This is a genomic window from Rhodoferax ferrireducens T118, from assembly GCF_000013605.1.
In the GTDB taxonomy this organism is placed as follows: domain Bacteria; phylum Pseudomonadota; class Gammaproteobacteria; order Burkholderiales; family Burkholderiaceae_C; genus Rhodoferax; species Rhodoferax ferrireducens.
Genome location: NC_007908.1, coordinates 4158480 through 4171748, shown reverse-complemented (window position 1 = coordinate 4171748; position 13269 = coordinate 4158480). Strand labels below are relative to the sequence as shown.

General features: G+C 61.3%; 12 protein-coding genes. 5 read left to right on the top strand and 7 right to left on the bottom strand.

Going from position 1 to position 13269, the window contains the following annotated elements; translation table 11 throughout:
- Positions 1 to 131: 131 nt before the first annotated feature.
- The gene (locus tag RFER_RS19000; RefSeq protein WP_011466001.1) at positions 132 to 932 is read right to left on the bottom strand and encodes a DeoR/GlpR family DNA-binding transcription regulator; all 801 of its coding nucleotides are present in this window, start codon (positions 930 to 932) and stop codon (positions 132 to 134) included.
- Between the two features lie 128 nt (positions 933 to 1060).
- Between RFER_RS19000 and RFER_RS18995 the strand changes: the two genes are divergently transcribed.
- The 5 genes from RFER_RS18995 (at position 1061) to RFER_RS18970 (ending at position 7867) form a co-directional block, all read left to right on the top strand.
- On the top strand, positions 1061 to 1795 hold the full coding sequence (locus RFER_RS18995; RefSeq protein ID WP_049765696.1) for an HAD family hydrolase: 735 nt from the start codon (positions 1061 to 1063) through the stop codon (positions 1793 to 1795).
- 216 nt (positions 1796 to 2011) lie between these two features.
- Positions 2012 to 4195 carry a phosphocholine-specific phospholipase C gene (locus tag RFER_RS18990; protein ID WP_011465999.1) on the top strand — a complete coding sequence of 728 codons (2184 nt, stop codon included), beginning with the start codon at positions 2012 to 2014 and terminating at the stop codon, positions 4193 to 4195.
- Between the two features lie 282 nt (positions 4196 to 4477).
- Positions 4478 to 6661: a phosphocholine-specific phospholipase C gene (locus tag RFER_RS18980; protein ID WP_011465998.1), complete on the top strand. Its 2184-nt coding sequence runs from the start codon at positions 4478 to 4480 to the stop codon at positions 6659 to 6661.
- A 312-nt stretch (positions 6662 to 6973) separates the two neighbouring features.
- The gene (locus RFER_RS18975; protein WP_011465997.1) at positions 6974 to 7309 is read left to right on the top strand and encodes a hypothetical protein; all 336 of its coding nucleotides are present in this window, start codon (positions 6974 to 6976) and stop codon (positions 7307 to 7309) included.
- A 75-nt stretch (positions 7310 to 7384) separates the two neighbouring features.
- Positions 7385 to 7867, top strand: a complete 483-nt coding sequence (locus RFER_RS18970; RefSeq protein WP_011465996.1) for a flavin reductase family protein — start codon at positions 7385 to 7387, stop codon at positions 7865 to 7867.
- Between the two features lie 120 nt (positions 7868 to 7987).
- On the opposite strand, the gene RFER_RS18965 is transcribed toward RFER_RS18970, so the two are convergent.
- From RFER_RS18965 to RFER_RS18940, 6 genes are all read right to left on the bottom strand, one after another.
- Positions 7988 to 8656, bottom strand: a complete 669-nt coding sequence (locus RFER_RS18965) for a histidine phosphatase family protein (protein WP_011465995.1) — start codon at positions 8654 to 8656, stop codon at positions 7988 to 7990.
- A gap of 72 nt (positions 8657 to 8728) precedes the next feature.
- Positions 8729 to 9685 (bottom strand): PhzF family phenazine biosynthesis protein, encoded by a 957-nt coding sequence (locus tag RFER_RS18960; protein WP_011465994.1) that lies wholly within the window; start codon positions 9683 to 9685, stop codon positions 8729 to 8731.
- Positions 9686 to 9710: 25 nt separating this feature from the next.
- Entirely contained in the window at positions 9711 to 10328 is a 618-nt protein-coding gene (locus RFER_RS18955; protein ID WP_011465993.1) for a glutathione S-transferase family protein, read from the bottom strand.
- A 2-nt stretch (positions 10329 to 10330) separates the two neighbouring features.
- Complete coding sequence (locus RFER_RS18950; RefSeq protein ID WP_011465992.1) at positions 10331 to 11593, bottom strand: PLP-dependent aminotransferase family protein; 1263 nt, start codon at positions 11591 to 11593, stop codon at positions 10331 to 10333.
- Positions 11590 to 12537 carry a DMT family transporter gene (locus tag RFER_RS18945; RefSeq protein WP_011465991.1) on the bottom strand — a complete coding sequence of 316 codons (948 nt, stop codon included), beginning with the start codon at positions 12535 to 12537 and terminating at the stop codon, positions 11590 to 11592. The genes RFER_RS18950 and RFER_RS18945 overlap by 4 nt, the downstream gene beginning before the upstream one ends.
- The gene (locus RFER_RS18940; RefSeq protein WP_011465990.1) at positions 12534 to 13265 is read right to left on the bottom strand and encodes an aspartate/glutamate racemase family protein; all 732 of its coding nucleotides are present in this window, start codon (positions 13263 to 13265) and stop codon (positions 12534 to 12536) included. Before RFER_RS18940 ends, RFER_RS18945 begins: the two co-directional genes overlap by 4 nt.
- Positions 13266 to 13269: the final 4 nt, after the last annotated feature.

Below are 13269 nucleotides of genomic sequence, written 5' to 3'. Positions count from 1 at the left end.
GCCAAGGGGTTTCCCCCGGAAACCGTTGCCCAGCGCGTTAGCAGCCGCCCACTGCTCCGTCGGTGCGCGGTTCGGTGCCACCGCACAATACGCCCGCCTGATCGCGCCAGATGATCTGGCCGCTGATCTCCTCAAAGCGAAGCGTCTTCCGCTGACGCCACAAGCACCTCAACTCCCAAATCCTCGAGTTCGTGACGCGCGTCCTGGTCGATGCCTGCATCCGTGATGACGCGCGTCACCTTGTCCAGCTTGGCGATGCGGAAGATGGCCTGAGAGCGGAATTTGGATGAGTCCACTATCACGTTGACAGTCTGTGCTGCGTCGATGAAGGCCCGGTTCATGGCCGCTTCCTCGGGGGACAGCATCCCGATGCCGCCGGCGGGCGAGATGCCGTGAACCCCCAGAAAAGCCGCGCGAACCGAGATGTCGTCAAAGGCGCCAGGGGCGGGGCGGCTCACCGAGGCCATCTTTTTGAAGTCGATGCTGCCAGGCAACAAATAAACCGAAGCGTTCTGGCTTCGGGCGAACTCCATCGCAACCGTCAGTCCGTTCGTGACCACATGCAGGTTGTTGTGACCGCGAAGCGCCTCGGCCAGATGCCGTGAGGTCGTACCCCCATTCACCAGAATGCAGTCGCCATCGGAAACCAGTTGCGCGGCCACCTCCGCAATCGCGCGCTTTTCCCGAAAGTTCTCCCGTTCCCGTTCAGCGTAGCTGATGCTCTCGTAACGCGCCCAGCCTTCGGCGATGACCTCGCCGGAAACGGCGCCACCTCGCGTGCGTTCCAGCAGCCCGCGTTCATGCAATTCAATAAGGTCGCGCCGAATCGTGATGGGCGAGGTCTGAAACCGCTCGGCCAATGCATTGACTTCAACGGCCCCCCCGCCCTGAACCAGAGCGAGGATCTCTTTGTGGCGAACGGCTTTGAGCATGCGAAATCACCCTGGATGAACACGAGGTGTATTAGAAACCAGATACGAACAAAAAGAGCAAACAAGAGACTCGTTTAGTGGCGATATGGGTCATTAAAGTGACACATTATGTTCGTAATATCACATTTATGAACAATAGCGATCACATTCGAGCGGTCATTTTTGACCTTGATGGCACCATGTTTGACACCTTGCCCTCGCTCTCAACCGCTGCCAACGTAGTGCTGGTGTATGCCGGCTGGCAGGAAGTTCCGATGTCTCTGCTGCAGTCGGCGCTCAATGAAGGCCTGCGGCCCCTGTTTCACAAAGCCATTGCACTGCAATCGACTGCCGTCGATGCGCAGACGGCGACCCGCCTGGAATACGAGTACATGGCCCAGTACCTGCGGCACGGGTTGTTGACAGCCACCTTGTTTGCCGGTGTGGCGGACGCATTGATGGCATGCAAGTCGCGCGGGCTCAAGCTTGGCGTTTGTACCAATCGGGACCGTGCCTCGACCGAGGCGCTGCTGGCGTCGGCAGCCATCGTTGACTCGTTTGACGCCATCGTCAGTCTTGGCGATGCACCATTGCCGAAACCCGCGCCTGACCCTTTGCTGCTTCTCATGGAGCGTCTGGACGTGTCGCCCGAAGAGACTTTGTTTGTCGGCGACTCCGCCATGGACGCTCGTTGTGCCCAACTGTCAAAGGTTCGCTTCGCCGCCCATCTCGGGGGCTACGCCGGACATGCCGGCGACCTGCTCCCCAACGTTTTGAGTTTTGGCAGTTACGAGCAGCTCACAAGCTGGCTGCTCGACCACTGTTCTGCTCTGTTTCCCCCTGCCAGCTTCACTTCGCCACGTCCCATCAATCTTTGCCATTGAATCAGGAGTACTTATGCAACCTTTGTCATCACCCACCCGGGCACTGCGCCTCGGCCTTTCGCTTTTCTTGATTACAGTCCTCGCCGCTTGCGGAGGAGGAGGAACATCCGCCGACCCGGCCGCGCTGAGCGCCAAGACGCCAGTCATTCGCTGCGCACCCTGACCCGTACAGACCCAAAACCGCATTCCATTTTCCACCCTTAGGAACAAAAACTTATGAGCATCGATCGCCGTAATTTCCTGCGCATGACCGCCAACACGGGCGCCGCCGCCGCCGCGTTCGCCATGTTCCCGCCCGCTATCCGCAAGGCACTGGCGATCCAGGCCGACAACCAGACGGGCACGATCAAGGATGTCGAGCACATCGTCATCCTGACGCAGGAAAATCGCTCGTTCGACCACTACTTCGGCACTTTGGCCGGCGTGCGCGGCTTCGGCGACCGTTTCCCGATTCCGGTCATGGATGCACTGGGCAACAAGGGCAAGAACGTGTGGTACCAGGCCAACGATACAGACCCCGCCAACCCGCGCATGATTGCGCCGTTTCGCCTGAACACGGTCCAGACTTTCGACTACATGCGCGTAAGCGGCACGCCACACGCCTGGCTTGACGCCGAAGCCGCCTGGGACCACGGCCGCATGAACGCCTGGCCGAAATGGAAGAAGAACCACTCGATGGGCTACTTCACCGAGGCAGACATGCCCTTTCAGTACGCGATGGCCAACGCGTTCACCCTTTGCGACGCGTACCACTGCTCGTTCCAGGGGGGCACCAACACCAACCGCCTGTTCCACTGGACCGGCACCAACGACCCGCTCGGCAAGAGCAATGGCCCGGCTACCTACAACGACTACGACTGGTTCGAATCCGACCCGGGAAAGAACGGCGGCTATACCTGGACCACCTACCCCGAGCGGCTCGAAAGCGCCGGCGTCAGCTGGCAGGTGTACGAGAACATGGACGACAACTACACCGACAACCCGCTGGCCGGCTTCAAGGTGTTCCGTGACGCGTTTTACGCGCGGCCCGGGTATTCCCAGTCGCTCAAGGACCGCGGTGTCAGCACGCGCGATCTGGACCTGCTCAAGGCCGACGTTCTGGCCAACAAGTTGCCGCAAGTCAGCTTCATTGTGGCGACGGCTGAGGGCTCGGAACACCCCGGTCCCTCCAGCCCGGCCCAGGGCGCGGACTACACGGCCAAGGTGCTGGATGCACTGACCGCCAACCCCGGTGTCTGGAGCAAGACCGTGTTGTTTGTCAACTTTGATGAGAACGATGGTTTCTTCGACCACGTGCCACCACCGGCGGCGCCCAGCTACACGAGCTATGACCCCGATCCGGCAAAAGCGGCATGGGCCGGCGCCTCCACCGTCGATACAAGCGGCGAGTACCACGAAATCATCTTGCCGTACCAGACCAATCCGTCCGAACCACTGGCGCTGCACCGTCCGTACGGTCTGGGCCCGCGGGTGCCGATGTACGTGATCTCACCCTGGTCGAAGGGCGGCTGGGTCAACTCGCAAGTGTTTGACCACACGTCGGTGATCCGCTTCGTTGAGCAACGTTTCGGTGTGATCGAACCCAACATCAGCGCCTGGCGCCGTGCGGTCTGCGGCGATCTGACCACTGCGTTCAACTTCAAGGACCCGGACAACACCGAGTTCTTCAAGAAGTTCCCCGATACCGTGGCACTGGCCAACCGGGCCCGCGCGCTCACCAAGAAGACGACACCACCGACGCCCGCGCTGCCTGATCTGCCGACGCAAGCCGTCGGCACCCGGCCGTCGCGCGCGCTGCCGTACGAATTGCACACCGGCGCCAAGGTGCTATCGGCCACCTCGATTGGGCTGACCTTCAGCAATACCGGCAGCGCGGCCGCGGTGTTCCATGTCTATGATCGCAAGCACCTCGACCAGATTCCGCGTCGCTATACGGTGGAGGCCGGCAAACAGCTCATCGGTAATTGGGACCTCAGCGCCGACAGCGGCGCCTATGACCTCTGGGTGCTCGGCCCCGCCGGTTACCACCGCCACTTCACGGGTACGGCTGTGACGACGGCGGCCGACCCAATGCCCGAAGTGCAGGTCTGCTATGACATCGCCAACGGCAATGTCTATCTCAAGCTGTCCAACAGCGCGAGCGTCGCGGCAAACTACACGATCACGGCGAACGTCTACTTGACCGATGGTCCCTGGACCGGCACGGTGGCGGCCAAGGGCCAGTTCGAACAACACTGGTCATTGCAGTCCAGTGGTCACTGGTACGACTTTACCGTGACGGTGAAGGGCTTGCCCGGCTACTCACGGCGCTTCTCGGGCCGTGTGGAAACCGGCGACGCCACGATCAGCGACCCGGCACTGGGCGGCGTTGCGACCGGCGATCAGATCAGCATCGCCTAAGCGCAACTACTCTGTTTCCCGCCGTCAGCTTCACTTTGCCACGTCCCGTCAACCTTTGTCATTGAATCAGGAGTCCCCATGAAACCCTTGCTGTCTTGCGCACGCGTGTTGTGCCTCGGCCTTTCGATTTTTCTAACCGCAGTCCTCGCCGCCTGCGGGGGCGCAGGCACCTCCGCCGACACGACGACCCCGCCGGCTGCGACCAAGACGCCCGTCATTCGCTGCGCGCCCTGACCCGCCCCTCAACCGCTTTCCCTTTTCCATCATCAGGAGTACCTACTTATGAGTATCGATCGCCGTAATTTTTTGCGTATGAGCGCCAACACAGGCGCCGCCGCCGCCGCGCTCGCCGCGCTGCCTTTGAGTATCCGCAACGCCCTCGCCGTTGAACCCGCCGTTGAAACCGGCACCATCAAGGACCTCAAACACATTGTCATTCTGATGCAGGAGAATCGTGGCTTCGACCACTATTTCGGCACCATGAAGGGCGTGCGCGGGTTCGGCGATCGCTTTCCGATACCGCTGCAAAGCGGCAAGCCGGTCTGGTACCAGTTCAACGGCAAGGCCGACGGCACGCCCGACCCTACCGCACCGTCCGACGGTACCGAAATTGCGCCATTTCATCTCGATCCGAAAAAATTCAATGCCATGCTCGCGCCCAGCACGCCGCACAGCTTCTCGGACTCGCAGGCGGCATGGAACCAGGGCAAGTTCGGCTATTGGCCGAAGTACAAGAACGATAATTCAATGGGCTACTACAAGCGGGAAGATATTCCGTTCCAGTTCGCGCTGGCCGAAGCCTTCACGATTTGTGACGCCTACCATTGCTCGATCACCACCGGGACCGACCCCAACCGGATCACCTTCTTTAGCGGTTCGAACTTCAATCCCGTGCTGGCGGCCCAGGGCATCAATTGCACCGACACCGATTCCGAGCCCAACAATGTGCGCTGCTGGATCGGCAACCCGGCCGTCGACAAGTGGCCGGTACCAGGCTACACCTACAAGGATACGGCGTTCAAATGGCCGACGCTGCCGGACCTTCTCGAACAAGCCGGCATCAGCTGGCGCATCTACCAGGACCCCAACGACAACTGGACCGGCGCGATGCACGGATGCCTCGCTTTTGAGAGCTTCAGAACGGCGCAACCCGGCTCTTCCATCTACAAGAACGGCATGTCGCTCTGGACGCTCGAGGACCTCGCCAATGACGTCAAGAACGGCACGCTGCCGCAAGTCTGCTGGGTGCTTCCTCCTCAAGTATTTTCCGAGCATCCCGGCGGACCTTCCAGCCCTCTGAAAGGCAGCAATTTCACAGAGCAGGTGTTGAATGCACTGACCGCGAACACCAGCGTCTGGAGCAAGACGGCGTTCTTTTTGACCTTTGACGAAAACGACGGTCTGTTCGATCACGTGCCGCCGCCGGCCCCGCCGTCCTACAACGCGGACGGCACCCTGGCTGGCAAAGCCACTCTCAAGCTCGATGGCGAGTACTTTTCGGACCCGGCAGGAAAATACCGGAAAGTCGAAGACACGATTTCGGGCAGTGTTCGACCCTTCGGGCTGAGCGCACGCGTTCCGATGTACGTGGTTTCGCCGTGGAGCAAGGGCGGCTGGGTCGCGTCCGAAGTGTTCGATCACACCTCATTGGGGATGTTTCTGGAAAAGCGCTTCGACATCACTGTTCCGGCCATCAGCCCGTGGCACCGCGCCGTCTGCGGCGACCTGACCTCGGCGTTCGACTTCGTGCAGGCGAAGGACGCGGCGTGGCCAACGCTGCCCGACACCAGCAACTACGCCGTCGTCGACGCGCAGCAAAGATCCATGCTGCCGTACTTCATTCCCAAGACGCACGAGCCGCTGTTCCAGGAAAAAGGGGTTCGCTATTCGCGCAGACTGCCCTACGAGTTGCACGTCAACGCCACTGTCAAGGCCGGCATCAGCGTTGAGCTGAATTTCGCCAACATGGGCAAACAGGGCGCGGTGTATCACGTCTACGACAAGATGCACCTCGATCGCATTCCGCGCCGCTATACCGTTGAAGCCGGAAAGACGCTGGCCGACAGCTGGGATGTGTCGGCTGACCTGGGCAAGCATGACTTGTGGGTGTACGGACCGAACGGTTTTGTGCGCGTATTCAAGGACGACGCGCCAACCGCTGCCAGCCCGGAATGCCGGGTCTGTTATGACGTCGCGAACGGGGATGTCTACGTCAAACTCAGCAACACCGGGGCGCAGGCCAGCACGCTCACGATTCAGGACAATGCTTACGGCAGTGGCGGACCCTTGGTGGTGAAGGTCGAGCCCGGCAAGGTAGTGGAGCAATACTGGACGCTGCGCAAGAGCGGTAACTGGTATGACTTCAGTGTGACTGCTGACACGAGCAAGGGTTATCTGCGCCGCTTTGCAGGCCGGGTCGAGACCGGTCAGCATGGGCTCAGCGACCCGGCGATGGGGACTGCGTAAGACGTTTGTCGACGCCAGGGACAAGCACTCAGGAATGCATCTTTGGCGTTGATCCAGTTTTGACCCAGATGCCGCGATAGGCGTGACTGCTTCGCCCCTGCAGTCCGTCGCCGCGAAAGACAGCAACGGGCGCGCAAGCCAGCGTGATGGCTGCCGGGGAGGGAGAGATCGACTCGTCAATTGCTTAATAACAGCAGTTTGCTGAGAAATTCCCTGACGTTTAAATGCCGATTCGGTGACGAACGAAAATATTGGAGACAATACGGTGCTGGTGAAATATTTCAACCAGTTAAATAAAAAGGAAACTTGAAAATGGCAACTGCGAAAAAAATGGCTCCAAAGGCTGCGGCAACTCCAAAGAAGGTAACGGCTCCTGCGAAAGTGATGAAGCCCGTTGTTAAGGCATCGGTGAAAAAGGCTCCCGTTTCCAAAACGGCCAATGCCATTGCCAAACTTGGCACAAGCATCGCGAAGCTGACCGAACGCAAAGACAAAATCAATGCGGAAATCAAAACCTTGCGTGATCAACGTGCCGCGCTGAAAGTTGTTGCAGTGGCTCCTGCCGCTGTAGCGCCAAAGGCAAAGGCAAAGGCCGCACCTAAAGGTGCAGCACCCAAGAAGGCTGCGAAGCCTGTTGCCAAGAAGTAATATTCTTTGGCGACACTGTCGCTTGGCGGAAAAGACCCTTCGGGGTCTTTTTTTTGTTCAAATCAATTGCCGTTCATGCGGCCGTTCGATATTCCAATCCTGGCCGAGCCCTTCACCCAAGCTGGCGGCATGGCCAAACGTTCTTATCCTCTGTCCCAGGTCTACGGCCTTCTTGAGCCCGGACCGGTTGTGCTGCTGAGCACGGCGCACAAAGGCCGTGCCAACGTGATGACGATGTCGTGGCACACCGTGATGGAGTTCGAGCCGCCGCTGGTGGGCTGCGGCAATACATCTGGACGAAGCCTGGACAAATTCAAAGACTTCGGCCTGACGTTGGCGCCGGCTGCGCTGGTCGATGCGCCGTTAATCGCCGAGTGCTACGCCAACCTGGAATGCCGCGTGGTCGATACGCGGCTGGTGAACCGCTACAACTTCTTTGTGCTTGAAGTGCTCAAGGCCTGGATCGACCCGGCCTGCAAGGATCCGCGCACTCTCCATCACCGGGGCGTAGCGCTTTTATGGTGGCTGGCGAGACGATCAAGCTGCCATCGAAGATGAAGTAGACCCTGAAGGCGTCATTCTTCCGGCGTGCCCTTGCGCAGCCGATACCCGAATTGCCGTACCGACAGGCCCAGCGTCTGGGCGCGCGTGACTGGTTGCCGCGGTTCAGGGTCCAGTTCAAGCGTGGGTGATCCAGTCAGCGTGGTCCGCATGCTCCAGATGCGGCAGCGTGTTGAAAGTGACCAAGGTGTGGCGCTTCGGGTTGAAGGCGAACTCGGTGATGGCGCTGTTGCGGATGCGCATATTGAGCTCGATCGTGGTCTCGGGCGTGGTGCCCAGCACGTGCCCGACGGCGGTGGCAATCGGCCCGCCGCTGGAGACGATCAGCACATTGCCCTCACAGTTTTTGCGGATGTGGTCCAGTGCGCTGGTCACGCCGGCCAGGAACTCGCGGTAGCTGGGCATGCCCTGGGGACTGACCACGCCGTTCATCCATTGCGTCAGGCCGTCGCGCAGCAGGCGAAAGTGATGGCGGTACAACTCGGGCGTGTCGGGCTTTTCGAGTTTGTACGGGTGCACCGTGGCGATGACCGCTGCGCTGTCGAATTCGTTCAGGCCTGGCCAGAGCAGGGCTTCCCTGTCAAAGGCGCCACCTTCACGAATAGCGACATAGGTTTGCAGGTGACGGCGCAAGGTGCCGGTCAGCACGGTATCAAAGGTCAGACCTTTTTGGCGGAAGTATTCGCCCAGCCGCACGCTTTGCTGCTGGCCCAGCGCACTGAGCTGGTCGTAGTCTTCGGCGCCAAACGAAGCCTGGCCATGGCGTACAAGATAAAGGGTTCCCATGCCGTGAATTTAAGCTAAATAGAAGTGTGGCCCTTGTCGCACAAGCGACGATAGCTATAAATAAAGTAGCGTTTAGAGTGTCACGCTGCCGTCGATGCAGGTGACGGATTCGCCACCGACCCAGACTTGGCCGGAGGCGTCTTGTTCAATGTGCACGCGCCCGGCGCGGCCCAGGCAAGTGCCTTGCGCGGCGATATAGCTGCTGGGCGCGAGGCCCTCGGCAATCAACCACTGGGCCAGGCCGGCGTTGAAGCTGCCGGTGACCGGGTCTTCGTTCACCATCACATCGTTGGCAAAAAAACGCACTTCGACCTGCGCTTGAGCGCTTGGCGCGACATCGACTGCTGCGGGTGTGGCGAAGCCAAAAGCGCGCGCTTCGCGGTTGGATCGCTTGATGAGCCCGCTGCCGGTTGAGGCACCAGCCACTGCGGCCATGCCGACACCGCTGATACCCGCATCAATCATCCAGAGCCGCAGCGCTGCCAGATCGGGCTCAAGCTGCAGCACAGCGTCTACGCTGCTCAGCAACAGACCAAAGTGGCGCGGGCCATTGGTGAGGTGTTGCGCGGCCAACACTTGTTCGCGGCGCAGGCCCAGCGCTGCGGCCAGGCGAGCCACTGCTTCGGGTTCGGGCTGGCTGCGCGTGAGGGCTGGGGCGGCGAAGGCCAGTTGCGTGGCACTGCGGCGGATGCGCACCAGTCCTACCTTGCATTGCTGCACGATCAGTTCGGGGTGCTTGGGCGCGCCACCGTACTCCAGCCAGGCGTGGCAACTGCCCAGCGTGGGGTGACCGGCAAAAGGCATCTCGTAAGCCGTGGTGAAGATGCGCACCTGGTAGTCCGCACCCGCAGCAGCGGCCTCGGCGCTGGGCGGCAGCAAAAAAGCGGTTTCCGACAGATTGGTCCAGTGCGCGAAATGCTGCATTTCTTCGTCGCTCAAGCCCGTGCCGTCGAGCACCACAGCCAGCGGGTTGCCCAGATAAGGCGTGTCGGTAAAGACGTCAACTTGTTTGAAGGGGCGGGTTTTCATGGGGCAGGGCCTGGGTGGGTGGTGGTCAGGACAGGGGTTGATCCAGCACCCCGTGAACGGCAGGGCGGGCGAGGATGCTGGCGTACCACCGTTCCAAATGGGGCAGCGGCGGGCGTGGCTGCGGCAAACCGACCCAGCGGTGAATGTCGCAGGCCACCGGAATGTCGGCCATGCTGAACTGTGCGCCACCCAGGTAGGCGCGATGTGACAGGTGCTGGTCCAGCAGCGCCAGCAGGGGCGCCATCGTCGCTACCGACTGGGCAATGGCGGCATGATCGCGCTGGTTTTGCGGGGTGCGAATCCACTGCAAAAAGGCGGCACCACCCGCGCGGTTGAGCGTGGTTTGCTGCCAGTCCATCCAGCGCTCTGCATCAAAGCGCTGTGCCAGATCCTGCGGGTACAGCGTGGGGGCGTAGCGGGCGCACAGGTAGCGCACGATCACGTTGGACTCCCACAGCACCAGCTCGCCATCCTGCAGCGTGGGCACCAGCGCATTGGGATTGAGGTTCAGGTACTCGGGCGTCTTCACCACACCAAAGGCCATGCCGGCATCCGAGCGTGTGAAGGGCGCGCCGGTTTCCTGCGCGGCCCACACGACCTTGCGAACATTGAGTGAGCTCAGTCGCCCCCAGATGTGTATCATGGTCAGGCTGCCTGACGTTCTTTGATGGCTGCCGCCAATGCGGCCACACCTTGGTGGATCTCCGCCACGCTGGGGGTGACAAACGACAGGCGCAGCGTGCGCGGGTCACCGTGGTCGGCGTAGAACGGCGCGCCGGGCACAAAGGCCACACCCTTGTCGACTGCAAAGGGCAGCAAGTCCACTGCGCTCATGTCCTTGGGTAGACGGGCCCACAAAAACATGCCGCCTGCCGGGGTGTTCCAGGTCAGCGACTGGTCGGGCTGGCTATTGGAGGCCGGAAAGTGCTGCGCCAGAGCCTCCAGCATGGCGTCGCGCTGGGACTTGTAGAGCGCGCGGATGGTGGGCACGTGGCGGTCCAGAAAGCCGTCTTTCATCACCTCGGCAATCATGCGCTGGTTAAAGCCGGGGCTGTGCAGGTCGGCGGCCTGTTTGGCTTGCAGCAGTTTGGGGTAGACCGCTTTGGGCGCCACCACAAAGCCCAGCCGCAAACCCGGTGCCAGCACTTTGGAGAATGAGCCCAAATAGATGCAGCCGTCGGGGTTGCGCGCGGTCAAAGGTGCTGGCGGCGGCGCATCAAACCACAGGTCGCCGTAGGGGTTGTCCTCGATCAGGGGCAGGCCCAGGCGTGCGGCCTCGGTACTCAAAGCGGCGCGGCGTGCTTCGCTCATGGTGCGGCCGGTGGGGTTCTGGAAGTTGGGCAGCACGTAAAGAAAGCGGGCCGCCTCACCTGTTCCCGCGGCAACAGCGGCTTGCCGCAGCGCCTCCATGTCCACGCCGTCATCGTCACTGGCCACGCTCACCACTTCTGGCTCCATCGGCGTGAACGCCATCACGGCGCCCAGGTAGGTGGGTGATTCGACCAGAATGCGGCTGCCTGCATCCACCAGCACTTTGGCTACCAGGTCCAGGCCCTGCTGTGAGCCGGTGGTGATCAGTACCTGGGCCGGGTCCACTTGCCAGGTCAGTCCGGCGGATGCGGCCTGAACGCGCAAATTCTCGGCCACCATCTCGCGCAAGGGGCCAAAGCCTTCGCTGGCGGCGTATTGCAGGGCCGCCGCGGGGTCGTCGCGCAAGACCTTGGCACAAGCCGCTTCAAACTCGGCCACCGGAAACGTCTTGCTTGATGGCAGGCCACCGGCAAAACTGATGATGCCGGGCCGTTCGGTCACCTTGAGGATTTCGCGGATCACTGACGGGTTCATGCGCGCGGCGCGGCGCGCCAGTTGCCAGCCCGACGGGGCCGTGATGAGTGGGGGGTTGTTCATGATGACTTGGCTCCAAGTGGTGGTGTTGGTTTTGATGTGGACAGGGTGTTGCGTACCGGCATGGTGCGGCCAACAAAGACGACGGTGACAACGGCGAGGCCAAAGCCCACGGTGAGCGCGTCCAGCCGCTCGCCCAAAATCGGCACGGCAAACACCATGCTCAAAAAAGGTTGCAGCAGCTGCACCTGGCTGACCCGCACCGTGCCGCCCAGCGCCAGCCCCCGGTACCAGGCAAAAAAGCCCAGCCATTGGGAGAACACCGCGACATAGAAAAAAGCCCACCATGCTTCTATTTTGATAGCTTCTTGTGGATACTCAGCAAGGGCTATGGGAAGATTGAGCGGCAAACCCAGGACCAGCGCCCAGCAGATCACGTGGTCGGCGCGCAGGCGCTGCGAGAGTAATGCACCCACGCCATAGCCGACCGCCGCGCAGGCCATGGCCAGCAGCAGCAAGAGGTCAGCGCCCTTCAGCGTCAGGCCGCTCTGGCCCGAGCGCAGCACGGCAAACACCACCACCAGTGCGGTGCCCAAACCGGCACAGGCCCAAAACCCGGCGGACGGGCGCTGACGATGCAGCCAGGCACCGACCGAGGCGGTCGCCAGCGGTAAAACACCCAGAATCACGCTGGCGTGTACCGCTTCGACATGGCGCATCGCGATCGATGAGAACAGGGGAAAGCCAAACACAACTCCTAAGGCCACGACGCCCAGCGGCAGCCAGTCCCCGCGCTTGGGGCTTGGCGCGCGGGTGACCGCCAAAAACACGATGGCCAAAATGGCAGCCACCGTTGCGCGACCGGCGGCCACAAAAACGCCGGACATCTGCGGCGCCGCGGCGCTGCCAACCGCCAGCCGCGTCATGGGCAGTGTCAGGGCAAAAATCACCACCCCCAGTGTGCCCAGCAGTAAGCCGTTGCGAATGGCGTGCGGCTGCGTGGTCATGCTTTGTTTTCCAGTGGCTGGATGGCCAGTGCCCATTGGGCTGCGCTTTGGGCGTGTAATTGCGTGGTGTTAAACAGCGGCAGATCGCAGTCGTGTGGGCCAATCAGCATGGCGATTTCGGTGCAGCCCAAAATGATGGCCTGCGCGCCGCGTGCGCCCAGGTCGGCGATCACCCGCAGGTACGCGTCGCGCGAGGCCGGCAACACTTGGCCCAGGCACAACTCGTCATAGATCACCCGGTGGACCAGGTCCCGGTCGGCTGGCTTGGGGGTCAGCACGGTCAGGCTGTGATCCTGTTCGAGACGGCTGCGGTAGAAGTCCTGCTCCATGGTGAAGCGCGTGCCCAGCAAACCGACCGTCGTGTAACCGGCCTGTTTGATGGCCACTGCAGTAGGGTCGGCAATGTGCAGCAAGGGGATCTGCACGGCGTTTGAAATGGCAGCCGCGACCTTGTGCATGGTGTTGGTGCACAGCACCAGCGCGTCGGCCCCGGCACGCTCCAGCTTCTGGGCAATGCCAGCCAGCACGGCAGCGGCTGCGTCCCATTGCCCGCTGGCTTGCAGCTGTTCAATCTCATGAAAATCAACGCTGTACAAAATGATCTTGGCCGAGTGCAGCCCGCCCAACCGGGCTTTGACGGTTTCGTTGATCTCGCGGTAATACGGCACGGTGGATTCCCAGCTCATGCCGCCGATCAGGCCAAGTGTTTTCAGACCCATGGAATTCATGTTG

Coding starts and splice junctions, on each gene's coding strand:
- RFER_RS18940 (WP_011465990.1), bottom strand. CDS start 13,265: ATGAATTCCATGGGTCTGAAAACACTTGGCCTGATCGGCGGCATGAGC.
- RFER_RS19000 (WP_011466001.1), bottom strand. CDS start 932: ATGCTCAAAGCCGTTCGCCACAAAGAGATCCTCGCTCTGGTTCAGGGC.
- RFER_RS18970 (WP_011465996.1), top strand. CDS start 7,385: ATGCGGCCGTTCGATATTCCAATCCTGGCCGAGCCCTTCACCCAAGCT.
- RFER_RS18995 (WP_049765696.1), top strand. CDS start 1,061: ATGAACAATAGCGATCACATTCGAGCGGTCATTTTTGACCTTGATGGC.
- RFER_RS18960 (WP_011465994.1), bottom strand. CDS start 9,685: ATGAAAACCCGCCCCTTCAAACAAGTTGACGTCTTTACCGACACGCCT.
- RFER_RS18945 (WP_011465991.1), bottom strand. CDS start 12,537: ATGACCACGCAGCCGCACGCCATTCGCAACGGCTTACTGCTGGGCACA.
- RFER_RS18950 (WP_011465992.1), bottom strand. CDS start 11,593: ATGAACAACCCCCCACTCATCACGGCCCCGTCGGGCTGGCAACTGGCG.
- RFER_RS18990 (WP_011465999.1), top strand. CDS start 2,012: ATGAGCATCGATCGCCGTAATTTCCTGCGCATGACCGCCAACACGGGC.
- RFER_RS18975 (WP_011465997.1), top strand. CDS start 6,974: ATGGCAACTGCGAAAAAAATGGCTCCAAAGGCTGCGGCAACTCCAAAG.
- RFER_RS18965 (WP_011465995.1), bottom strand. CDS start 8,656: ATGGGAACCCTTTATCTTGTACGCCATGGCCAGGCTTCGTTTGGCGCC.
- RFER_RS18955 (WP_011465993.1), bottom strand. CDS start 10,328: ATGATACACATCTGGGGGCGACTGAGCTCACTCAATGTTCGCAAGGTC.
- RFER_RS18980 (WP_011465998.1), top strand. CDS start 4,478: ATGAGTATCGATCGCCGTAATTTTTTGCGTATGAGCGCCAACACAGGC.